Annotated in this window: 23 protein-coding genes; 6 read left to right on the top strand and 17 right to left on the bottom strand. The window is 62.7% G+C overall.

Annotated features, from left to right (window positions below; all coding sequences use genetic code 11):
- Positions 1–29: 29 nt before the first annotated feature.
- From AB8B31_RS12280 to AB8B31_RS12220, 13 genes are all read right to left on the bottom strand, one after another.
- The gene (locus AB8B31_RS12280) at positions 30–437 is read right to left on the bottom strand and encodes a hypothetical protein (protein WP_028733135.1); all 408 of its coding nucleotides are present in this window, start codon (positions 435–437) and stop codon (positions 30–32) included.
- Position 438: 1 nt separating this feature from the next.
- Entirely contained in the window at positions 439–2,010 is a 1,572-nt protein-coding gene (locus tag AB8B31_RS12275; protein ID WP_130652592.1) for a putative PEP-binding protein, read from the bottom strand.
- On the bottom strand, positions 1,994–2,338 hold the full coding sequence (locus AB8B31_RS12270) for an HPr family phosphocarrier protein (protein WP_026230806.1): 345 nt from the start codon (positions 2,336–2,338) through the stop codon (positions 1,994–1,996). Before AB8B31_RS12270 ends, AB8B31_RS12275 begins: the two co-directional genes overlap by 17 nt.
- Positions 2,338–2,736, bottom strand: a complete 399-nt coding sequence (dhaM, locus tag AB8B31_RS12265) for a dihydroxyacetone kinase phosphoryl donor subunit DhaM (protein ID WP_028733133.1) — start codon at positions 2,734–2,736, stop codon at positions 2,338–2,340. Before dhaM ends, AB8B31_RS12270 begins: the two co-directional genes overlap by 1 nt.
- Entirely contained in the window at positions 2,733–3,347 is a 615-nt protein-coding gene (dhaL, locus tag AB8B31_RS12260; RefSeq protein WP_130652590.1) for a dihydroxyacetone kinase subunit DhaL, read from the bottom strand. The genes dhaM and dhaL overlap by 4 nt, the downstream gene beginning before the upstream one ends.
- Positions 3,348–3,399: 52 nt before the next feature.
- Entirely contained in the window at positions 3,400–5,043 is a 1,644-nt protein-coding gene (locus AB8B31_RS12255; RefSeq protein WP_130652589.1) for a dihydroxyacetone kinase subunit DhaK, read from the bottom strand.
- Positions 5,044–5,096: 53 nt separating this feature from the next.
- Positions 5,097–6,104: an ABC transporter ATP-binding protein gene (locus AB8B31_RS12250; protein WP_028733130.1), complete on the bottom strand. Its 1,008-nt coding sequence runs from the start codon at positions 6,102–6,104 to the stop codon at positions 5,097–5,099.
- Positions 6,097–7,194, bottom strand: coding sequence for an ABC transporter ATP-binding protein (locus AB8B31_RS12245; RefSeq protein WP_018447246.1), 1,098 nt, complete (start codon positions 7,192–7,194; stop codon positions 6,097–6,099). The genes AB8B31_RS12250 and AB8B31_RS12245 overlap by 8 nt, the downstream gene beginning before the upstream one ends.
- Positions 7,195–7,197: 3 nt before the next feature.
- On the bottom strand, positions 7,198–7,410 hold the full coding sequence (locus AB8B31_RS12240) for a hypothetical protein (protein ID WP_018447247.1): 213 nt from the start codon (positions 7,408–7,410) through the stop codon (positions 7,198–7,200).
- Positions 7,407–8,360: a carbohydrate ABC transporter permease gene (locus AB8B31_RS12235; protein WP_130652588.1), complete on the bottom strand. Its 954-nt coding sequence runs from the start codon at positions 8,358–8,360 to the stop codon at positions 7,407–7,409. The genes AB8B31_RS12240 and AB8B31_RS12235 overlap by 4 nt, the downstream gene beginning before the upstream one ends.
- Positions 8,357–9,325, bottom strand: coding sequence for a carbohydrate ABC transporter permease (locus tag AB8B31_RS12230; RefSeq protein ID WP_112906592.1), 969 nt, complete (start codon positions 9,323–9,325; stop codon positions 8,357–8,359). The genes AB8B31_RS12235 and AB8B31_RS12230 overlap by 4 nt, the downstream gene beginning before the upstream one ends.
- 105 nt (positions 9,326–9,430) lie before the next feature.
- Complete coding sequence (locus tag AB8B31_RS12225; protein WP_018242444.1) at positions 9,431–10,756, bottom strand: ABC transporter substrate-binding protein; 1,326 nt, start codon at positions 10,754–10,756, stop codon at positions 9,431–9,433.
- Positions 10,757–10,895: 139 nt separating this feature from the next.
- Complete coding sequence (locus AB8B31_RS12220) at positions 10,896–11,231, bottom strand: hypothetical protein (RefSeq protein WP_165403093.1); 336 nt, start codon at positions 11,229–11,231, stop codon at positions 10,896–10,898.
- 84 nt (positions 11,232–11,315) lie between these two features.
- On the opposite strand from AB8B31_RS12220, the gene AB8B31_RS12215 reads away from it, so the two are divergent.
- From AB8B31_RS12215 to AB8B31_RS12195, 5 genes are all read left to right on the top strand, one after another.
- The gene (locus tag AB8B31_RS12215) at positions 11,316–12,761 is read left to right on the top strand and encodes an MFS transporter (protein WP_018447251.1); all 1,446 of its coding nucleotides are present in this window, start codon (positions 11,316–11,318) and stop codon (positions 12,759–12,761) included.
- 277 nt (positions 12,762–13,038) lie between these two features.
- Positions 13,039–14,103 carry a histidine kinase dimerization/phosphoacceptor domain -containing protein gene (locus tag AB8B31_RS12210; protein ID WP_018447253.1) on the top strand — a complete coding sequence of 355 codons (1,065 nt, stop codon included), beginning with the start codon at positions 13,039–13,041 and terminating at the stop codon, positions 14,101–14,103.
- A gap of 109 nt (positions 14,104–14,212) precedes the next feature.
- The gene (locus AB8B31_RS12205) at positions 14,213–14,764 is read left to right on the top strand and encodes a DUF924 family protein (RefSeq protein WP_130652587.1); all 552 of its coding nucleotides are present in this window, start codon (positions 14,213–14,215) and stop codon (positions 14,762–14,764) included.
- A 91-nt stretch (positions 14,765–14,855) separates the two neighbouring features.
- Positions 14,856–17,390: a mechanosensitive ion channel family protein gene (locus tag AB8B31_RS12200; protein ID WP_130652586.1), complete on the top strand. Its 2,535-nt coding sequence runs from the start codon at positions 14,856–14,858 to the stop codon at positions 17,388–17,390.
- 112 nt (positions 17,391–17,502) lie between these two features.
- Positions 17,503–17,769 carry a hypothetical protein gene (locus tag AB8B31_RS12195; RefSeq protein WP_047620995.1) on the top strand — a complete coding sequence of 89 codons (267 nt, stop codon included), beginning with the start codon at positions 17,503–17,505 and terminating at the stop codon, positions 17,767–17,769.
- A 21-nt stretch (positions 17,770–17,790) separates the two neighbouring features.
- Here the strand turns inward: AB8B31_RS12195 and arsK are convergent, their stop codons facing one another.
- The 4 genes from arsK to AB8B31_RS12175 all read right to left on the bottom strand — a co-directional run bounded on the left by arsK (position 17,791) and on the right by AB8B31_RS12175 (position 20,619).
- Positions 17,791–19,023, bottom strand: a complete 1,233-nt coding sequence (arsK, locus tag AB8B31_RS12190; RefSeq protein WP_130652585.1) for an arsenite efflux MFS transporter ArsK — start codon at positions 19,021–19,023, stop codon at positions 17,791–17,793.
- 72 nt (positions 19,024–19,095) lie between these two features.
- On the bottom strand, positions 19,096–19,518 hold the full coding sequence (gene arsC, locus AB8B31_RS12185; RefSeq protein WP_130652584.1) for an arsenate reductase (glutaredoxin): 423 nt from the start codon (positions 19,516–19,518) through the stop codon (positions 19,096–19,098).
- Positions 19,515–20,210: an aquaporin gene (locus AB8B31_RS12180; RefSeq protein WP_018242434.1), complete on the bottom strand. Its 696-nt coding sequence runs from the start codon at positions 20,208–20,210 to the stop codon at positions 19,515–19,517. Before AB8B31_RS12180 ends, arsC begins: the two co-directional genes overlap by 4 nt.
- Positions 20,211–20,262: 52 nt before the next feature.
- Entirely contained in the window at positions 20,263–20,619 is a 357-nt protein-coding gene (locus AB8B31_RS12175) for an ArsR/SmtB family transcription factor (protein WP_018242433.1), read from the bottom strand.
- Between the two features lie 43 nt (positions 20,620–20,662).
- Here AB8B31_RS12175 and AB8B31_RS12170 point away from each other — a divergent pair, with 43 nt between their 5' ends.
- Positions 20,663–21,187: a DUF6428 family protein gene (locus AB8B31_RS12170; RefSeq protein WP_130652583.1), complete on the top strand. Its 525-nt coding sequence runs from the start codon at positions 20,663–20,665 to the stop codon at positions 21,185–21,187.
- The last annotated feature ends 81 nt before the right edge of the window (positions 21,188–21,268 follow it).

The following is a 21,268-nucleotide window of genomic DNA, read 5'->3' as shown; positions in this document are numbered from 1 at the left end:
GCGTTACGTTACGTCAACCAGCTTACTCGTCATTCCGCACCCGATATCGCGACGATTTTCTGCACCAGATCTGAGATCGCCTCTTCCAGCAGGCGGTTTTTCCTGTCGTCGCCGAAATCAGGCACCATCAGCGACAGGTGTCGCAATTTCTCGGAATGGCCGAGATCCGGCAACTTGCCGGGATGGGCGGCCTGATAGGCTTCGAGAAAGCGCTCCTGTTCGGCAGCGCTGAAATGGCAGACGCGGACGATCGTCGCGAGATGGCGCGCCGGCAGCGGCGTCGCATAGGTCGGGCTGGTGATCTGGGTGACGAAGCTGCGATGTTTTCCAAGCGCCGTCGCCAGTCGCTGGCGCGTGCCCGATGGCCTGTTGTCGATGATCTGCGCCAGAATGGACTTGTAGGTGATAATGGCGTCTTCGATGTCTTCGCGCGCCATCCTACTCTCCGGCTGCCCTTGTGCCATCGGCATTGAGGCCGATGATCGCCGATCTTATCGCGGGACGCCGGGCCGGCGCCACGGAAAAATGCCGGAGGCCGGCAGCGAGCAGCCTGGGCAGATAGCTGGGATCGCCGGCCATGTCGCCACAGATACTGACTGGCTTGCCGGCGGAAAGCTTCACCGCCTGGGCGAGCAGCCGGAGCACGGCGGGTGCAGCCTTGCCGGCATCGGCGTCCATATCGTCGCGGGCGGAGGCGGCGAGATATTGGGTTAGGTCGTTGGTTCCGAACGAGAAGAAAGCCGCCGACCCGAAGGCGTCGAGCATCAAGGCGGCTGATGGTACCTCCACCATCATGCCGATCGGTGGCATTCGGTGGGGCAGCGCACGGCGGCCCAGCTTTTCGGCTTCCTCGCGGAATAGCTCGCGCATCCTGTCGACCTCGTCGGGAAACGTCACCATCGGCAGCATCACCGACAGCCTGCCGAAGACAGCAGCGCGCAACAGGGCGCGGGCCTGGACGCGGGCGATTTCCGGCCGGGCAAGCAGCAGCCGGATGCCGCGCAGGCCCGAGGCGAGAGCCAGCAGGTCTTCCAGGCCGGCGAGCGGCTTGTCGCCGCCGATATCGAGCATTCTTATGATCACCGGCCTGTCGCCCGCCTGCTCCAGCACGCGGCGATAGATTGCCAGCTGTCGTTCCTCGTTGGCAGCATCGGCGACCGAGGCAACTGAAAATTCCGAGCGCATCAGGCCGACGCCCGCCGTTGCCGGATCGAGCGCATCGATCTCGGCGGGATCGTTGATATTGATGGAGAGCAGGATCGGCACGCCGTCCGCCGTGCGCAGCTCACTGCTGCCAGTTTGCGTGTCGCTGGCAGGTGCTTGTGCCGGTGCCGGGATCAGCATGCCGCCGGCCTTCAGGACGACCGCACCGGCGTCGCCATCCACGCGAACGGGATCTCCATCTGCTGCCGAAAAGCGACCCGTGCCGACCACCATCGGCACCGATTTCGCCCGGGCAAGCAGGGCGACATGGCCGGCGGTGCTGCCCGCAAACAACGCGATGCCGCCGCCTTTCGACCAGTCATGGGCGAGAAAGCGGCTCGGCTCCATATCCTTGCCAACGAAGACCGAGCCAGGCGGGAAATCGGCGATCGGGGTGCCGGCGAGCGCCCCGAGCACGCGGTTCTTGATGTCGAGAATATCGACGGCGCGTGCCCGCATCTGCTCCTCGTCGGCCGCTTCGAGTTCACCGATATAGGCGTCGAGGGTGGCGACCCAGGCGAAGACGACATTCTCGTCGGCCTCCATGCGCGCGCCCGTCGCTTCCGCGATCGTCGGATCGCGCAGCACCTCGATCTGGAAATCGATGATATCCCGGCTTTCGGCATCGGCTCCATCGGCGAGGTGCTCGAGTTCGCCGATCGAGATGTCGATCGCCTTCTCCAGCGCGCTGTATCCACCGACGGCTCGGGATGCAGGGGCAGCGTCCGGCCGCTCGGCCAGAAAGGCCGGGCCAGATGCGATGCCCGGGGATGCGCTCTTCGCTTTCAGTCTAAGCGGTTCGGCCATGTTTCTTTTCCTCATCGAAGTTGCGCTCGATGAGTTCCTTCAGCGCGCGGATCGCCTCTTCGGCGAGAATGCCGTCGGCGCGGATCCTGAGGATCGACCCTTTTCGGATTCTCGCACCCATGATCTTGATGATGCTCTTGCCGTTCAGCCAGACGTCGCTGCCGTTGACAGCGATCTCGATCGAACAGGGGAAGGACTTGGCAAGCCGCGTGAAGGTGACGGAGGGGCGGGCATGCAGCCCGACACCGTGCTTGACTTCCACCTCCGTCTGGCAATTCACGTGCAATGGGTCGGGCTCCTGTTTTTCACTACGCAATCCGCTCGTCATCAGGGGGACAGTTCCTCGGCTGTGGCGACGACCTTGGCCAGCGACGCGCCCCCCGACGCCTCGGCAGCGGCGATGACGGCGCCTTCAACCAAAGGCGCGTTGCAGATGGAGACGAGGGCCGCGCGCGGAAGGCCCAGCATTTCGATCGCCATCTCGCTGTTGGTCTCGGCGCCACCGAGATCGACGAAGACGGCGACGCCGGCATCGGACCATGCGGCCTCGATCGCTTTCAGGATGCCGCCGGCATCGGTGCCGAGGTCGCCGTGGACATTGCCACCCGACCAGGCGAGCGGCACGCAGTCGCCGACCATCTGCCGCACCATGTCGGCGATCCCCCTTGCCACCAGCGGCGAGTGGGAGACGATCACGATACCCACATTTGCGGTCTTTCCATTCATTGCGGACGGTGCTCCCCGAGATAGCGGCAGATCGCCGTGGTCAGCAGCGCGCAGCTCGACGCGCCGGGATCGACATGACCGATGGAGCGGTCGCCGAGATAGGCCGCGCGCCCGCGCATTGCCTTCATGTCAGCAGTGCGGTTGGCGGAACGCTCGGCCCTGCGGGCGATTGCGCCGAGTGGCGAGCGGCTGGCAAGTGCCGCATGCACGGGATAGAGCACGTCGAGCAGGGTTTTGTCGCCGGCATGCGCGCGACCGCGTCTGGCCACGGCATCGATCGCCTGTTTCAGCACCTGCGAAAAATCGGCCTTTTCATGACTTTTGCGAAGCTCGCGGCCGATCTCCATCAGCAGCGTGCCGTAGAGAGGCCCGGCGGCACCGCCGACAGTCATCACCAGCGTCAGGCCGATCTTTTCCATGGCGTCGGGAAAGGGCAGGCTGGACAGGTTTTCGCCTTCGGCGCTCACTGCCTCGCAGCCGCGCCGCATGTTGGTTCCGTGATCGCCATCGCCGATGGCGCGATCGAGCGCGCAGAGATGATCGCTGTTTGCCGCGATCGTCGCGCGGCACACCTCTATCAATCCTGCCACAAGCACCGGTTCCGCCTGCACTGCCGTCCTCCCTGTCGCCGCGCCTCCCGCGGGCTTCTGAATTTCACGCCGGTCAGGCGAGGCTTGCCGCCACGCCGAACGCGCCGGCAACCGCGACGGCGCCGGGATCGGCGACACCCGCCAGATCCCTTTCGCCGACATAGGAGGCGCGTCCGGCTTTCGCCTTCATCATCGACTTCGTCGACTCCGCACCGGCTGCCGCAGCTCTTGCCGCGGCAGCGACATCGCCGGATGCGAGCGCCTGCAGGGCAGGCGACAACGCATCGACCATCGTCCGGTCGCCGACTCCGGCTCCGCCATAGAACGTCATCCTGTCGAGCCCGGCAAGAAGGGCTGCTGATATATCGGCTTTGTCAGCCATCGCCTTTGCCGCGGCGGTGAAGAAGATCGACAGCAGCACGCCGCTCGATCCGCCCATGCTGGTGCCGAGGATCTCGCCGAGCGAGGCAAGCGTTGCCGCCGGCCGGTCGAGCGGCAGCGTGTCGAGGCGGGCAAGCACACTGCGGGCGCCTGAGGCCACCGTCGAGCCGGTATCGCCGTCGCCGACGCGCCCGTCCAGCCGGTTGAGTTCGCTTTCCTGCGAGATCAGATGATCGCAGAGCGCCGTGATGAGGCGCCGGTTGCGATCATTTTCTCCGGCCTTGCCGTTGGCGCCGTTCAATCCGGCTGATGTTCTCGGTGCGGCGACGATCCTGATCTCGTGGCGTTCGACGGCCGGCATCCAGGCGTGCGGCTCGACCGCTGCCGTCAGCGCCGCCTCGCGCTCGGCATCCAGCCAGATCAGCGACAGCGAGAAACCGTTCATGTTGAGCGCGGTCATCATCGGTGCCGGGCCGATGATCAGCCGGACGCGGCGGCCAAGCGGCGAGGACAGCACTGCATTGGCGATGACGGTCATTTCTAGCGGCGGCACGGCGCCGAGATTGTTGATGAGAAGGGCGTGGCTTCCCCCTTCACGCAGCGTTGGCGACAGGCGTGCCACCATGGTGGCGACGATATCGGTGACCGGCTGCAGCGCGATGCGCTCGACGCCAGGCTCGCCATGGATGCCGAGGCCGAGCTCGCCTTCGCCCGCGCCGAGACGGTCTTCATGCGCCTGGCCGGGCACGCTGCAGGTGGACAGCGACATGCCGAGCGAGACGATGTCGCCGGCTGCTGCCGCGGCATGGGCCGCGACCGTCTTCAGATCCTCGCCTCGTTCGGCGTGATGGCCAGCGATCTTGTGAACGAATAGCGTGCCAGCCACGCCGCGCGGCTGATTGATGCCGGGGATGGCGATATCGTCGGCGACGATGACCATCTCGACGTCGAAGCCCTCGGCGCGCGCCTTTTCGGCGGCAAGGCCGAAATTCAGCCGGTCGCCGGTATAGTTCTTGACGATCAGCAGGGCGCCCTTCGGGCCGGCGACGGCGCGGATCGCCGTCAGCACGGCATCGACGCTCGGCGAGGCGAAAATCTCGCCGGATACGGCCGCCGTCAGCATGCCCTTGCCGACGAAGCCGGCATGGGAGGGCTCATGGCCGGCGCCGCCGCCGGAGATGATCGCCACCTTCGACTTGTCCCAGTCCGCGCGCAGGATCACCTTGATGTCGGGAAAGCTGTCGAGGCGGGCCAGACGGCCATTGCTGCTCGTCAGAAGCAGACCGTCCAAGGCTTCGGTGACGATGTTTTCCCTGCGGTTGAAGAAGTGTTTCATCGATTGAGACCCGTCTGTTTGTTTTTCATGCCATCATCATGTCTGTTTGCCGGTCAGGAAAGGCGCTGTCCACCCGCGTCGAAATAAAGCGGATCGCGCAATGTCAGGCTGATCCGGTCGCCCGGCGCGATCGCCAGATATGGATCCGCAAGTGTGACGAGCTTGTGATTGCCTGCCCTGATGTGCAGATGGTTCTGGTCGCCGAGATGTTCGATCCAGTCGATTTCGGCATTGGCATTCTTGCCGACAATGATGTCGAGATGTTCGGTGCGCGCACCGATGGTCTTCGTGCCGGGCGGCGGCTGGCCGCCGGGCAAGAGGTCCGCAGGCAGTAGGTTGATGTGCGGCTGGCCGAGGCGGGCGGCGACATGCAGGTTGGCGGGATTGCCGTAGATCTCGCGCGGTGTTCCCACCTGCATCAGCCGTCCCTCGGCGACGATGCCGATCCGGTCGGCCATGGTCATGGCTTCCACCTGGTCATGGGTGACATAGAGCAGCGTCGAGCCGAGTTCCTTCTGGATGCGCTTCAGCTCCAGGCGCAGTTCGGCGCGCAGCTTGGCATCGAGCGAGGACAAAGGTTCATCCATCAGATAGATCGCCGGCCGGCGCACCAATGCCCGGCCGATCGCGACACGCTGCATCTCGCCGCCGGAAAGCCTGGTCGAGCGGTTCTCCAGCTTGTGGTCGATCCTGACCATGCGGGCGACCTCGCGGACGCGGCGGTCGATTTCCTCGGCGCTGAGTTTGCGGACCGGCGCCTTCAGCGGAAAAGCAAGGTTCTCGTAAACCGTCATGTGCGGATAGAGCGAATATTGCTGGAAGACGAAGGCGACGTCGCGTTCGGCGGGGGCTTCGGCGGCGACATTGCGGCCGCCGATTTCGATGCGGCCGCTATCTGGCTTTTCGAGGCCGGCGATCAGCCGCAGCGTCGTGGTTTTGCCGGCACCGGTCGGGCCGAGCAGCACGACGAACTCGCCGTCGCGGATCGAAAGATCGAGATCGGCCAGAGCCTGGGTGTCGCCGAAGCGCTTGGCGAGGTTCCTGAGGACGACATCAGCCATGCCGGGTCTCCTGATAGAGCGAGGACGGGACGGCACGGCCCGATGTGCAGTCGAAGAGCGCGAGTTTCGCCGGATTGAATTCCAGGCCGACCCTCTCGCCGATCTGGAAGCTGCGATTGGCGGGAACGCGGGCCTTGATCAGCCCGCCCGGGGTTTCCACAGCCACGACCTGGTTGGTGCCGAGATATTCGCTGCCATAGACGGCGCCGCGGAGTGCCGAGGCGTCGCTGAAGCGGATATGCTCCGGCCGCACACCGAGCGCCAGCTCGCTTTCGGCCATGTCCTGATGGATCTCGGGAACGGCGACATCGACGCCGTCGAGCAGGATGGAGCGGTCGCCGCTCTTCAGACCCGAGGTGAAACGCATGAAGTTCATCGGCGGCGAGCCGATGAAATCGGCGACATACATGGTTGCGGGCTTGGCATAGATCTCCTGCGGCGTGCCGAACTGCTCGATGACGCCATGGTTCATAACGGCGATCTTGTCGGCCATCGCCATTGCCTCGTGCTGGTCGTGGGTGACGTAGACGGTTGTCGCGTGGATGCGGTTGTGCAGTTCGCGCAATTCGTGGACCATGATCTCGCGGAACTCGGCGTCGAGCGTGCCGAGCGGCTCGTCCATCAGGAAGCATTTCGGGCGCCGGACGATGGCGCGGCCGAGCGCCACGCGCTGCCGGTCGCCGCCGGCAAGGCCGGAGACCGAGCGGTTGAGAATATGGTCGATCTGCAGCAGGCGGGCGGTCTCTTCCACGCGTTGACGGATTTCGGCCTTGGCCATGCCCTGCGACAGCAGCGGGAAGCCGATATTCCTACGCACGTTCATATGCGGGTAGAGCGCGAAGAGTTGGAAGACGAAGGCGATGTCGCGGGCGCTGGCGCGGTTGAAGGTGACGTCCTCGCCGTCGAGATAGATCTTGCCACTGCTTGGCAGCTCGAGGCCGGCGATCATGCGCAGCGTGGTGGTCTTGCCGCAGCCGGAAGGCCCGAGCAGCGCCAGGAACTCGCCGTCATGGACGGTGAAGCTGGAATCTTGAACGGCGACGAAACTGCCGAATTCTTTGCGGAGATTTTCGATCCGGATGTCCGCCATGGTTCACTCCGGGAATTTCGAAACGATGATGAACATGACGGTGCCTGCAAGCAGGGTCACCAGCGAATAGGTGTAGAGCACCAGCAGGAAGGGCTGGAACAGCATCAGGAAGCCCAACCCGATCAGCACGGTCGCGATGGTTTCCATCGGGCCGCGGCGCAGGAGGAACGGACGCTTTGGGCGGGCGGGCGCAGGTGTTTCGATCAGATGGCTCATTTGCGGACGGCTCCGAAGGTGATGCCGCGCAGCAGCTGCTTGCGCAGGAGAATGGTGAAGACGAGGATCGGGATCAGGAAGATCGTCGTGCCGGCGGCGACCGCCGGCCAGTCCTGCCCGCCTTCGCCGATGATCGTCGGGATGAAGGGCGGCGCGGTCTGGGCCTCGCCCGAGGTCAGAAGGGCGGCGAAGGCATATTCGTTCCAGGCGAAGATCAGGCAAAAGATCGCGGTGGCGGCAATGCCCGTCGTCGCCTGCGGCAGTACGACCTTGCGGAAGGCCTGCAGTCTCGTATAGCCGTCGATCATCGCCGCTTCCTCGTATTCGCGCGGGATTTCGTCGATGAAACCCTTGAGCAGCCAGACGGCGAGCGAGACGTTGACGGCGGTGTAGAGCAGGATCATGCCGAGCGCCGTGTCCGACAGGCCGAGCTCGCGGTACATCAGGTAGATCGGGATGGCGACGGCGATCGGCGGCATCATGCGTGTCGACAGAATGAAGAACAGCAGGTCGTCGGCGAGCGGCACCTTGAAGCGGGAGAAGCCATAGGCGGCGAGCGTGCCGAGAAAGACCGCAAGGAAGGTGGAGCCGAAGGCGATCACCAGCGAATTGACGAAGCGCGGCAGGAAGTTCGACGGGCCGGCGATCACCATGTTGCGCCTGCGCGTTACCTCGTCACAGGCGCCGACCGGCGCTGGCAGCGAGGCGATATATTCAGGCGTCTGCCTGGTGCGTGTGGTGAACAGGTTGCAATAGCCTTCGAGCGACGGCGTGAAGACGATCTTCGGGGGATAGCTGATCGAATCCGGCGGCGACTTGATGCTGGTCAGGAAGATCCAGACGAGCGGGATGAGGGTGATCAGCGCATAGATGACGACGATGGTGCAAGCGATGCGCTTGCTGGACAGGCTCGGTTCGACGACCGAATGGGCTGAGTTGGCGGCGCTCATCGTTGCTTCACCTTGTTCAGTGCCTTGACGTAGATGTTGGCGAGACCGAACACCGCGACGAAGAGGATGATGGCAAAGGCCGAGGCCCGGCCGGTCGCCCAGCTTTCGAAGGCGGCGCGTTTCAGCGTGATCGAGGCGACCTCAGTGACTGAGCCCGGCCCGCCGCCGGTGAGCAGCGTCACCATGTCGAACATCTTGAAATTCTCGATGCCGCGGAAGAGCACGGCGAGCATGATGAAGGGCAGGGCCATCGGCACGGTGATCGACCAGAACTGGCGCCACGGCGAAGCGCGATCGACCTCGGCAGCCTCATAGATATAGTCGGGGATGGAGCGCAGGCCGGCGAGGCAGATCAGCATCACATAGGGCGTCCACATCCAGGTATCGACGATGATAATCGCCCAGGGCGCCAGAGAGACATTACCGAGCATCTGGATATCCGATGTCGGGATGCCAGACACCATCGACACGGCATAGGCGAAGAGGCCGATCTGAGGCTCGTAGAGAAAGCGCCAGAAATTACCGACCACGGCAGGCGACAGCATCATCGGGATCAGGATGATCGTCGTCCAGAAGGCATGGCCGCGAAACTTGCGGTCGATCAGATAGGCGAGCGTGAAGCCGATCACCGTCTGCAGCACGATCGTCCAGAAAACGAAATGCGCGGTGGTCTGCATCGCCTGCCAGATATCGGGATCGTTGAGGACGCGCTGGTAATTTCCAAGGCCGACGCCCTGGACCGGCGCATTCGGCCGGTTGGCGCGGTAATTGGTGAAGGAGAGGTAGACCGCCCAAAGCAGCGGAAAGATGTTGATCGCCAGCAGCAAGGTGATAGCCGGCGCAATGAACAGCCAGGCGATCGCCCTGTCGGAGAGGCCGCGGACGCGCCGGGCGACCGAGACGGGCGTCGCCCTTGCTGTCGCATCGGCTGCTTTCTCGACGATCGAGGAAGGGGAAATAGTCAAGTTTTCACCCGGTCTTTTGGGATATGGGAAATTTGGCGGCCCGGCTCGTCTGCCGATCCGGGCCGCCATCCTGCCGAGGATGGCGCGCATCAGGGATGCCACGCGCTAGATCTTGCCGTCGTCCTTGAAGACGTCGCTCCAGTCCTTCACCAGACCGTCGAGCGCTTCCTTGGCGGTGCCATTGCCGGCGACCACGTAGTTATGGACGCGCTTCTGCATGGCCTGCAGCAGCGAGGCGTAGCTCGGCTCGGCCCAGAAGTCCTTGACGATCGCCATCGAGTCGAGGAAGGCCTGGGCATAGGGCTGGCTCTTGGCAAAGCCCGGCGCATTGACGACGGAGTTCAGGCAGGAAAAACCGCCGAGTTCCCACCATTTGGCCTGCACATCGGGCTGTGCGAACCACTTGATGTATTGCAGGGCGGCATCGCGCTTGTCGGAGTAGGAGACCACCGAGATGCCCTGGCCGCCGAGCTGGGCGAAGTGCGCCTTTTCAGCCGGATTGGGGAAGAAGCCGATCCTGTCGCCACCGACCTTCTCGTCCTTGTAGAGGCCAGGCCAAGTGAAGGCGAAGTTCATCTGCATGGCGACCTGGCCGGATTTGAAGGCATCGGCGGATTCGACCATATAGACGTTGGAGCTGCCGGGCGGTGTGCAGCAATCATAAAGGGACTTGTAGAATTCGAGGCCCTTGACCGCGTCGGCCGAGTTGACGAAGCCTTCCATGTCATAGGGCTTTTTCGGGTTTTCGTACTGGAAGCCCCAGTCGTAGAGGACGTTGGTCACGCCCATGGTGATGCCTTCGGAGCCGCGCTCGGTATAGATCGAGGCGCCGTAGACGGTCTTGCCGTCGATCTCACGCTTCTGGAAGAACTCGGCGATTTGCTTCAGCTCATCGTAGGTCTTCGGCGCTGCGAGATCCCGGCCGTATTTCGCCTTGAATTCCTTCTGCAGTTCCGGCTTTTCGAACCAGTCCTTGCGATAGGTCCAGCCGACGACGTCGCCCATGGCGGGCAGCGCCCAGTAGTTCGGCGTGTTCTTCGGCCATTCCGAGTAGCCGACGACGGTCGCCGGCACGAAGTCATCCATCTTGATGCCTTCCTTGTCGAAGAAGTCGTTGAGCTTGACATAGTGGCCGTTCTCGGCTGAGCCGCCGATCCACTGGCTGTCGCCGATGATGAGGTCGCAGAGCTTGCCATGGGAATTCAGCTCGTTGAGGAAGCGATCGGCATAACTCGTCCAGGGAACGAATTCGAACTTCATCTGCGTGCCGGTCTTGGCGGTGAAATCCTTCGACAGCTCGACGAGCGCATTGGCGGGGTCCCATGCGGCCCAGCACAGCGTCAGTTCATCGGCTTTGGCGAGATTGGGCAATGCCGACGACATGACGAATGCCGTGGCCAGCCCCAAAAGGGCTTTCGATGTTTTCTGCATAAGTTCCTCCCAGAACCAAAAGCCGGCTCCCCGCCGGCGTCGCATGTTCACCCACTTCAGAGAATGCTCACATGAACTCCTCAATCATCATGTTTAGCAATATGTTTAGTGATATCTATTTTTATAAACATTGCAAGCCTCAATCGTTGCTGCAATGCGACAAGCGTGGCGCCACATGGGCGGATATTTTTGGGAGCCGATCTTTTCGGCCGATCTCGAAAAATTCTTTGGCGAGCGTACCGATGCAGCGACATCTGGCCTCGCTGCGACATGGATCGCACGGTATGGACTGCGCGCCGTTCCTGTTTTCCCCGGAGCGGATCAAGCTTAGCCTCGCTTCGGCGGGGCCTTTTTCTTGAATCTTTTCTTTAGCAGCCCGTAATCCGGATGCATCGGGAATATTCCTGCGCAGTGCGAGATTTAGCCTTTCCGCCCGGCTGCAACGGGCGTATTCAGCCAGTGCGCGGCTTTCCATGTCCGCGCTCCCCGCGCGGCAGATCTCCGATCGGCTTCTTCCCGTTTCCCTGCCGCGTCTTCCGGAATTTCTATTGGCAGATCCATGACCACGGCAGAGACGAGCGAGAATGGGCAAGAGGCGGCGAGCGGCCGCCAGGCGAAGATCGTGGCGCTGGTCGTTGCCGTTTCCTTCTTCATGCAGATCCTCGACGGTACGATCGTTACCACCTCGTTGCCGCAGATGGCGGCAAGCTTCGGCGTGCAGCCGGTATCGATGAGCATCGGCATCACCGTCTACATGCTGACGATGGCCGCCTTCATTCCGCTGTCGGGCTGGCTCGGCGACCGGTTCGGTGCGCGCCGCATCTTCCTGATGTCGATTGCCGTCTTTACCGGCGCCTCGCTGTTTTGCGGGCTGTCCGGCAGCCTTGCGGAATTCGTGCTGTGGCGCGCCGTGCAGGGGGCGGGCAGCGCGCTGATGACGCCGGTCGGGCGTATCATCGTGCTGAAAAACGCCCGCAAATCGGAACTGGTCCAGGCGATCGCACTGATCACCTGGCCGGCACTGACGGCGCCGGTGATCGGCCCAGTGCTCGGCGGCTTCATCACCACCTATGCCAGCTGGCACTGGAACTTCCTCATCAACATCCCGATCGGCATTCTCGGCATCGCCCTGGTGCTGCGTTTCGTGCCGGAGCAGCGCGAGACCAATCCCGGCCGGCTGGATCTCATGGGCTTCGTCCTTAGTGCTGCGGGCCTGACCTTCCTGCTCGCCGCCCTCGAACTCTCGGTCAAATGGGAGGGCGGGCTTTTGCCCGTCATATCAATGCTGGCGGCGGGCATCGTACTGTCGGTCATGGCGACGCGGCATTTCCTCGCCGTCGACAACCCGCTGCTCGACCTTTCGGCTTTCCGCATCCAGACCTTCTCGATGTCGACGCTGTCGGCGGGCACGGCCTGCCGGATGGCGATCAACGCGACGCCGTTCCTGCTGCCTCTGCTGTTCCAGCTCGGCTTCGGCCTGAGCTCGATTGCTGCCGGCACCTATCTGCTCGTTTATTTCCTCGGCAATTTCAGCATGAAGGCGGTGACGACGCCGCTGCTGCGCTTCTTCGGCTTTCGCACCGTGCTTGGGGTCAACGGGCTGATAGCGGCGCTTTCGATCGCCGCCTGCGGTTTCCTTTCGCCGGAGACGCCGCCGTTTTTCATCCATACGCTGCTCTTTCTCGCCGGCCTGTCGCGGTCGATGGAATTCACCGCGCTGAACACGTTGGCCTTCGCCGATATCGGCCCGGCGCAGCGAAGCTCGGCCTCTACGCTGTCGAGCATGCTGCAGCAGGTATCGATGCTGCTCGGCGTGGCGGTGGCGGCGGCCGTGCTCAACATCGGCTCGGCTCTCAGGGGCGCCGACAATCCCGTTCTTGCCGATTTCCGCTGGGCTTTCGTCGCGGTCGGCGCGATCGGCGTCGTCTCGTCGCTGCGCTTCCTGCAATTGCCGGCAGAGGCAGGGGCCGAAGTATCCGGCCATCGGAAATTCCAGAAAAATTAGCTTATGGGCGGAACCAATTGGGCCGCTCGGCGTTTGCGCATCTCATTTCAGGTTCTTCGTTTTCCCATCTCCTTCAGCGGCTTCCATGGGGATCCCCCAGGCCAGGGTCATGTTCTGAAAATGCCGGATTCCCGACATCCTCCTTCCGCGCCGCCTGCGACAAGAACGAGGGATAACTGCTGTTTACCCCAGGCGGCCAATGCAATACGACATTGCCATGCGGACGACTCGGACGCTTGCGGGCGGTCGTCGCTGCGAGAGAACGCCGGGAGACTGAATGAGCAATTCTAGCGGCGATGCGGATGCCCTGATCCACATCCTCTATATCGACGACGACGAGGGGCTTGCCCTACTGATGCAGAAAAACCTGCGTCGGTGTGGCTTTTCGGTCGAGTGGGCCGAGAGCGGCGCTGCCGGCCTTGCGAGACTCGGCGAAGGCGGTATCGACGCCGTCGTGCTCGATCATATCCTGGCCGGCGAGACCGGCCTCGACATTCTGCCCTGCATCACGGCGATGCCGGATCATCCGCCAGTGATCTATGCGACGGGTTCGGACGATACCAGCATCGCGGTCGCGGCGCTGAAGGCCGGCGCCGACGATTACATGCTCAAGGGGATCTCAGCCGATTATTTCGACCTGCTCGCGGCCGCGCTCGAACAGGCGCTGGAGCGGGCGCGTTTTCGCCGCGAGACGGCGCAGGCGCAGGAGGTGATCCGCCAGCAGCGCGACCTTGCCGAAATGCTGCTTGCCGAGGTCAATCACCGCATCGCCAACAGCCTCGGCCTCGTCGGCGCGCTGATCCGCATGCAATCCTCGATGACCAAAGACCAGGTGGCGATCGATGCGCTGCACGAAACGCAGATGCGCATCAACGCCATCGCCAGCGTGCACCGTCGGCTCTACACCAACCGGCAGGTCGGCTCGGTGCAGGTCGACGAATATCTGAACAGCCTGCTCACCGAACTCGAAGCCTCGATGCGCGACGACAAGCGGCCGCATCGGATCGTGCTCACCGCGCAGCCGGTCAACCTGGCGACCGACAAGGTGATCACGCTCGGGCTGATCGTCAGCGAGCTCGTCACCAATGCCTTCAAATATGCCTATCCGGACAGCGTGCCGGGCGAGATCCGCGTCATCGTCGACCAGACGGACGAGGCATTGCGCGTCATCGTCGAGGATGACGGCGCCGGTTTCGATCCGTCGAGCCCGGCCAGGGGGACCGGCCTTGGTACACGCATTCTGACGGCCATGGCCGCCAGCCTGAAATCGGATTTCGCCTATGACCCCGGCCATGACGGAACCAAGGCGACGCTGGTGTTCTCGTTGCATGAGGGGAAGTAGGGTATTCCCCGTTCAGTGCTGAGTTTGTCGCCATGCGGAACGCCGTATGTCCAATCACTACAATAGCTTGCCGACGATACATCAAGAAACATGACGCTGGGGGAGGAACATGGCGACGATCCGCACACCGAAGGAAGTCTATGATTTCTGGTTCGTCAGATGCGGCCGGGAGCTGTGGTTCCGCGCGACGCCTGACCTCGATGCAGAGATCAGCACGGTCTTTCGCGATACTCATCTGGCCCTTTCCGCGGATGTTGGCGCCGAATGGCGGGCGGATGCGGAGAGCCGGCTGGCGGCTGTCATCGTGCTCGACCAATTTCCTCGCAACATCTATCGCGGCACGCCGCTTGCCGTTGCGACCGACGGGCTGGCGCTTCGCGAAGCCAAACTCGCGCTGGCATCCGGCGCCGACCGGGTGGTGGAGACCGCATGCCGTACCTTCTTCTACTTGCCGTTCGAACATGCCGAAGATCTTGGCGAACAGGAACGATCGGTGGCGTTGTTTACCGCCCTCGGCGATGAAGAATATCTCGATTATGCGATCCGCCACCGCGACGTGATCGCTGCCTATGGCCGTTTTCCGCACCGCAATGCCATGCTTGGGCGGGAGTCGACGGCTGGGGAGCGCGACTATCTTTCCAAGCCCGGCGCCGGTTTCTAGGCCTTTCCAGGGAGCTTCCGCCTTTCTGTCGCCTTTCTTTACTATGACAAGCTGGCATTCTACCTCGACGACAACCCTTCCGGAGGCGCTTTTGCGGCTGAGACCTATCCTGCTTCGCACCATTCTTCTGCTGACGCTGGCGGTCGCTGGCGCGCATTTCAAGGGTGCTGCGGCCTTTGCGCAGGAGCCACAGGCACCGGCGGCCGCGCAGGCGCCGCTTGCCGATACGCCGCTCGACCAGGCGACAAAGGAGATCGACAAGGCGAAGGTCCAACTGACGGCTCTTCAGGACGGCGTCAAGCAGAATGCCGACAATGACGATGCCCTGGTCGGGCTTGCGACCAAGGCCGACGAGCTCAGCCGCGCCGTCATCACCATATCGGTCAATCTGAGGCCGCGTTTGGACCAGATCAAGAACCGGCTTGCCGAGATCGGCGATCCGCCGAAGGACGGTCAACCGCCGGAGGCCGAGATCGTCACCCAAGAGCGCAACGCGCTCGCCGCCGAGCGCGCGCAGATCAATGCGGTGACGGGCGACGCCGAAAACCTGTCGATCACGGTGACGAAGCTCGTCAACGAGGTCACCGAAATGCGGCGGCGGCTGTTTGCCGACACGTTGCTCAGGCGCACCGAGATCTCTGTCTCGGTGCTGGATGACGCCGGCGGTGCCTTCGTGCATGAGGCCAGCGAATTCTTGCAGGCCCTGTCAAGTTGGGCCACGTTCGTCTGGAAATTCAAGCGTTTCCCGCTGTTTGCCGCGATTTTCCTGTCACTCGCCTCGGCCCTCATCCTGCTTTCCGGCAGTTACCGGCTGTTCGGTTCGTATCTCCGTCGCGACGAAGCAGTCGAGAACCCGTCCTATATCGGCCGGCTGTCGATCGCCTTCTGGTCGACGCTGATCCGCACCCTGGCGCTCTCGGTTCTACTCGTCACGTCGTTCTTCTTCCTCAATGGTTTCAACGTATTGCGACCCGACATCGCACCCGTCATCGGCGCTCTGTTCGGGGCGATCGGGCTCGTCTATTTCGTCGGCCGCTTCGTCAATGCCATCTTCGCGCCGAATGAACCGCGCTGGCGGCTCGTTCGGCTTTCCAATCTCGGCGCGCGCTCGATCGGTTATTGCTTGCTGGCGATGGCCGTCGTCAACGCGCTCGATTATCTGTTCGGTACGATCGGCGAGGCGATGAGCTCGCCGCTGGTGCTGACCGTGGTCAGGAGCCTGATTGCCGCGCTGATCATCGGCCTGATCCTGATTTCGGTCTCGTTCGGCAAACCGATGCTGGCGAAGAACGGCGATCCAGATGCACCGGGCCGGCATTGGCCCCGCGGCATGGCGATCATCCTGCGTGTCGTCGGCGCCGGTCTCATCCTCACCGCGCTGACTGGCTATGTGGGGCTGGCACGCTTCGTTGCCACGCAGCTCATCATCACCGGCGCGGTCGTCGTCACCATGTATGTCGGTCTGCTCTCCGGCAAGGCGATATCCAGGCAGGAAAGCTTCGGCGATACTTTCTTCGCGCGCTTCCTGACGCGCCGCTTCAAGCTCGGACCGGTGGCGATCGACCAGGCCGGCCTGCTCGTCGGCCTTGCGATCTATGCCGTGGCGCTTATCGTCGGCATCCCTCTGATCCTGCTGCTCTGGGGCTTCCATGTGCAGGACCTGCAGATGCTTGCCTATAGGCTGTTCACCGAGGTCAGGCTCGGTGGCATCAGCATCTCGCTGCTCGGCATCTGCACCGGGATCCTGCTGTTTGCCGGCGTCTACCTGCTGACGCGCTGGCTGCAGCGCTGGCTCGACGGCAATGTGATGGCGCGAAGCCATGTCGATCTCGGCGTGCGCAATTCGGTCAAGACAGGTATCGGCTATCTCGGCGTCGGCATCGCGGCGATCATCGGCGTTTCGGCCGCAGGCATCGACCTCTCAAGCTTCGCGCTCGTCGCCTCGGCACTCTCTGTCGGTATCGGTTTCGGCCTGCAGAACATCGTCTCTAACTTCGTCTCCGGCTTGATCCTGCTCGTCGAGCGGCCGTTCAAGGTCGGTGACCATGTCGTTTCCGGCACGGCCGAAGGCATCGTCAAACGCATCTCGGTGCGCGCCACCGAGATCGAGACGTTCCGCAAACAGTCGATCATCGTGCCGAATTCGGAGCTGATCAACGGCCTGGTCGGCAACTGGACGCACCGCAACAAGATCGGCCGCTCGGAAATTCCGGTTTCCGTTGCCTACAACGCCGATCCGCAGCAGGTGATGGACATCCTGCTGGAACTGACGGCCAAGATACCGCTCGTCATGCGCAATCCGGAGCCGCATGTCGAATTCCTGCGCTTCGGGCCATATTCGCTGGATTTCGAGCTGCGTTTCTTCCTCGCCGACATGGGTGACGGCATGGCAGTGCGCAACAATCTTAGGATCGAGATCCTTAAGCGCTTCAAGGCCGAGGGAATCGAGATCCCGCTGCCACAGACTGATCTTACCATCCATCGGGAGGCTCGTCCCGCGCTCGCCGATGCGGGCAGGGTTCAACCCAACGAGCAGGAAAACTCGGCGGACACGCCCGTGGAGGAGGAAGAGCGGCCGGTGCGGCAATTGCGCAGCAAGACGGCAGACGGCAGTCTGAAAGGCTGAACGGGTCATTCAGCCATCATTCACAGCTATATGTGCATGATCTCCACTATCGGGATCGCTGCCGGGGGCAGCACCGATCGTTCGAGGGGAGGGCGCGCCAGCGCCGCCGCACATGATGGCAAGATTTGCCGCCGTTCTGCTTGTCCCGCTGCTTGCCGCGTCCGCGGTTGAAGCGGCATCCATCACCAACACCGACCCCGCCGCCGTCGTGCTCGTCATCACCGAGAGCGGCCAGCGCGTCGAGGTCGTCGTCGATGCCGGCGCTTCGGAAAGCCTCTGCCCTTCCGGCTGCTTCATGACGACGCCCGACGGCGACCGCATTGGGCTCGACGGCGGCGAGACGATCGACATCGTCAAGGGCTCGGCCGTCGTCAAGTAGCGGCTGCACTGATTAATGCGCTCAGGCTTCTCCGGGGTTGGGAACAGTTTCCGACCGGGCAACCGGGCGCGCCAGCCGCATAATGGCGGAGAATGCGGCGACGGCGATGGTGCTGAGCAATGCTGCGATCGACAGTGACCATGATATGCCGAGATTGCCCATCAGGAAGGCGAGTGCGAACGGCGCCATCGAGGAGACGACGAGACGGGCCGACATGATTTGGCCTTGCCGCCGGCCGTAGCCATCGCTTCCGAAGAGCGCGAGCGGTAAGGTTCCGTAGACGATGCTGTTAAGGCCGGAGCCGAGGCCGAAGACGACGGCGAAGGCCAGCGCGCCGGGCACCGAGGGTGCGGTGGCGATGAGGATGACAAGGGCCGCCGGCAGCAGGATCGCGCAGATGATCGCCAGCAACACTTGCGACAAGCTCTCACCAAAGACCATATTGATGAGGCGGCTCAGCACCTGTGACGGGCCGAAAAGCGTTCCGACTACCACTGCCATGGTGCCGAGGCCGAGTGCAGACATGACAGGCACCATGTGAACCAGAAGTGCCGAGTTCACGAAGCTTTCCAAAGCAAAGCCCGTTACCATCAGGATAAAGGCCGGCCGGCGCACCGACGGCTGAAGGCTCGGCTCGACGCGTTTGGCGGCCTCCTCTCCGGTCCGTCTCCTTGTCTCGCTGACACCACGGGAGAGCCAGGCATGAATGGGAAGGCAGATGGCGAGATGAAGCGCGGCGAAGATCAGATAGACGTTCTGCCATGAGAGATGCGCGTGCAGCGCCGTGGTGATCGGCCAAAAAATGGTCGAGGCGAAGCCGGCGATCAGCGTCAGGTAGGTGATACTGCGCTGGGCGACGCGCGGCCTGATCTGCACGAGCAGGGCAAAGGCGGCGCCATATTGCACCAGGTTTGAGGCGATCTCGATGCCGATCAATGCCGCGACGAAAGCGACCTTTCCCGGCGCGAAGGCGCAGACGACGAGGGCAGCGGCGGCAATCGCCGAGCCCGATGTCATGATCCTGCCTGCGCCGAAGCGATCGATCCATGTGCCCATGAGAGGTGCGGTCAGGCCGCCGATCAGAAGGGCTAGGGAGAGCGCAGCGAAGATCCATTCCGATGACCAGTTGAGATCACGGGCCATGTCAGGGGCGAGGATGCTGAAGCTGTAATAGAGCGATCCATAACCGATGATCTGCGTAAGCCCGAGTGCAACAATGGTCGCTACCGGCGGTCGTTCGGTGCTGATTGTCATAGGGATCTGAGGCTCACGCGGCTTGCGACGAGGTGCTAAAGGCGCTGATGTTTCCGGGATGTTCCATACAGATCAGACAATGCGCTTGCCCCCGGCATCGAGCACCTTCTCGCCATCTTCCTTGATGAAGGCGCCCTTGTGCGTTTCCGGCAGGATTTCGAGGACAAGTTCCGACGGTCGCGACAGGCGCGTACCGAGAGGGGTGACGACGAAAGGCCGGTTGATCAGGATCGGATCTTTCAGCATCGCGTCGAGAAGCTGATCGTCGCTTAGATCGGGATTGTCGAGGCCGAGTTCGGCGTAGGGTGTATCCTTCTGGCGAATGGCATCGCGCACGGTGAGGCCGGCATCGGCAATCATCCCGACCAGTTCCTGCCGTGACGGCGGGTTTTCCAGATATTCGATGATATCAGGTTCTATGCCCGCATTGCGGATCATCGCCAGCGTGTTGCGGGAGGTGCCGCATGCCGGGTTGTGGTAGATGGTGACGTTCATAGCTTTGCCTCTGACGATAGGGTTGATGAAGCGCCTGGCTGCAGCAGCCAGGTGAACAGGAGAAGGGCTGCGACCGCGCCTGTTATTTCGGCGATCCAGAAGCCGGGAAGATCGACCGGGCGGATGCCGGAGAAGGTATCGGTCAGCGAGCGGGCCAAAGCGACGGCCGGATTGGCAAAGGAGGTCGAAGCGGTGAACCAGTATGCGGCGGTGATATAGAGCCCGACCAGCCACGGCACCGCCTTCTGCTCAAACTTGATGCCGGCGAGGATCACCGCCGCCAGGCCGAAGGTCGCCATGCCTTCGGAAAACCATTGCGCGCCGCCGGTGCGCACCTTGCTCGACATTTCTATAAGTGGCAGGGCAAACATCAGATGGGCCGCGACGGTCCCGACGATGCCGCCGAAGATTTGCGCAGCGATATATCCGGCGAGATCGCGTTTTGCCAGCGAGCCCGACATCGCAAAGATCAGCGAGACCGCCGGGTTGAAGTGGGCGCCGGAGATCTGTCCGAGCACAGTGACCAGCACCACCAGGATGGCGCCGGTCGCGAGCGTGTTGCTGAGCAGAACAAGTCCTACGTCCTGCGTCAGCGATGTCGCCATGATACCCGACCCGACAACTGTCGCGACCAGCATGGCGGTGCCGAGACCCTCGGCGACGAGCCGGCGTGGTAGATCGAAGCCCGTCATCAGCCCATCCTCGTCGTGCCGCGGAACGGCGCATCGCCAATGCGGTCTGCGGTCATTGCAATTCCTCTTTCGTCGCAGGTGCACAGCAGGCGGCGACGGCGGCAGCCGGCGCGCAGATCTGAGGGTTTCCGCTGCAGCAATCCTCCATCAGGAAGCGGATCAGGCCGCCCAGCGCCTCGTAATTGGCGGTGTAGATGATCGAGCGGGATTCGCGTTGTTGCGTAATCAGGCCTGAGCGTTCGAGCTCCTTCAGGTGGAAGGAAATATTGGACGGCGAGACCTCCGCCTTCTCCGCGATTGCACCTGCCGCCATGCCATTGGGGCCAGAGACCACAAGCATGCGGACGATATGCAGGCGAGTCTCTTGCGAGAGAGCACCGAATGCGACGAGGGCTTGACGTTGATCCATATTTCAATGATCCTTGAATTATTGAAATGAGGAATTAGCTGATATGAACGCGATCGACAACGGAAAAATTCAAGAGGACGACATCAGCCTTGGCCTGCTGCTCAATACGCTCGACGGCGAAAGGGACGCGCCGCTGGTTTTCTATTACGACGGCCGGCCGGTGAAGCCTGGTTATCATATCACCGAGGTCAAAGCGGGCCAATTCTCGGCCCTCGATTGCGGCGCCAATCCTGAGGCCTGGACGGAGATCTTCATCCAGCTCTGGGACATCGAAGAGGGCGACCGCACACACATGCCGGCCGGCAAGTTCCAGGCGATCATCCGCAAGGTTACCGACCACGTGCAGCTGGATGGTTCGGCGAAGCTGACCTTCGAAGTCAGCGATGGCCTGCGCCCGATGCAACTCTATTGTGCGGCGATGCCGGTTCTCAGCGCTGGAACCGTCCGTATTTCGCTTTCGCCACGGCCGGCAAGCTGCAAGCCGCGCGACCGCTGGCTGGCAGAGGAAAACAGCAAGGCGGCGGCCTGCTGTGGGCCGCGAACGGCAACGCGCGGCTGCTGCGCGTAAGGGACACGTGATTGTGCGGCAGGGCAGCCTGGATCGTATTGACTGACCGCCAGTCAGTCATATAAATGGAGGTTGTCGGTT

Source organism: Rhizobium sp. 62_C5_N11_2, from assembly GCF_051811185.1.
GTDB lineage: Bacteria > Pseudomonadota > Alphaproteobacteria > Rhizobiales > Rhizobiaceae > Rhizobium > Rhizobium leguminosarum.
The sequence above is the reverse complement of the archived record's forward strand: the minus strand, read 5'-3'. Positions and strand labels throughout refer to the sequence as shown.

Coding starts and splice junctions, on each gene's coding strand:
- AB8B31_RS12225 (WP_018242444.1), bottom strand. CDS start 10,756: ATGCAGAAAACATCGAAAGCCCTTTTGGGGCTGGCCACGGCATTCGTC.
- AB8B31_RS12205 (WP_130652587.1), top strand. CDS start 14,213: ATGGCGACGATCCGCACACCGAAGGAAGTCTATGATTTCTGGTTCGTC.
- AB8B31_RS12175 (WP_018242433.1), bottom strand. CDS start 20,619: ATGGATCAACGTCAAGCCCTCGTCGCATTCGGTGCTCTCTCGCAAGAG.
- AB8B31_RS12215 (WP_018447251.1), top strand. CDS start 11,316: ATGACCACGGCAGAGACGAGCGAGAATGGGCAAGAGGCGGCGAGCGGC.
- AB8B31_RS12210 (WP_018447253.1), top strand. CDS start 13,039: ATGAGCAATTCTAGCGGCGATGCGGATGCCCTGATCCACATCCTCTAT.
- AB8B31_RS12220 (WP_165403093.1), bottom strand. CDS start 11,231: ATGGAAAGCCGCGCACTGGCTGAATACGCCCGTTGCAGCCGGGCGGAA.
- AB8B31_RS12255 (WP_130652589.1), bottom strand. CDS start 5,043: ATGAAACACTTCTTCAACCGCAGGGAAAACATCGTCACCGAAGCCTTG.
- AB8B31_RS12270 (WP_026230806.1), bottom strand. CDS start 2,338: ATGACGAGCGGATTGCGTAGTGAAAAACAGGAGCCCGACCCATTGCAC.
- AB8B31_RS12250 (WP_028733130.1), bottom strand. CDS start 6,104: ATGGCTGATGTCGTCCTCAGGAACCTCGCCAAGCGCTTCGGCGACACC.
- AB8B31_RS12180 (WP_018242434.1), bottom strand. CDS start 20,210: ATGACGGGCTTCGATCTACCACGCCGGCTCGTCGCCGAGGGTCTCGGC.
- AB8B31_RS12195 (WP_047620995.1), top strand. CDS start 17,503: ATGATGGCAAGATTTGCCGCCGTTCTGCTTGTCCCGCTGCTTGCCGCG.
- AB8B31_RS12245 (WP_018447246.1), bottom strand. CDS start 7,194: ATGGCGGACATCCGGATCGAAAATCTCCGCAAAGAATTCGGCAGTTTC.
- dhaM (WP_028733133.1), bottom strand. CDS start 2,736: ATGAATGGAAAGACCGCAAATGTGGGTATCGTGATCGTCTCCCACTCG.
- arsC (WP_130652584.1), bottom strand. CDS start 19,518: ATGAACGTCACCATCTACCACAACCCGGCATGCGGCACCTCCCGCAAC.
- AB8B31_RS12275 (WP_130652592.1), bottom strand. CDS start 2,010: ATGGCCGAACCGCTTAGACTGAAAGCGAAGAGCGCATCCCCGGGCATC.
- AB8B31_RS12170 (WP_130652583.1), top strand. CDS start 20,663: ATGAACGCGATCGACAACGGAAAAATTCAAGAGGACGACATCAGCCTT.
- arsK (WP_130652585.1), bottom strand. CDS start 19,023: ATGACAATCAGCACCGAACGACCGCCGGTAGCGACCATTGTTGCACTC.
- AB8B31_RS12280 (WP_028733135.1), bottom strand. CDS start 437: ATGGCGCGCGAAGACATCGAAGACGCCATTATCACCTACAAGTCCATT.
- AB8B31_RS12240 (WP_018447247.1), bottom strand. CDS start 7,410: ATGAGCCATCTGATCGAAACACCTGCGCCCGCCCGCCCAAAGCGTCCG.
- AB8B31_RS12235 (WP_130652588.1), bottom strand. CDS start 8,360: ATGAGCGCCGCCAACTCAGCCCATTCGGTCGTCGAACCGAGCCTGTCC.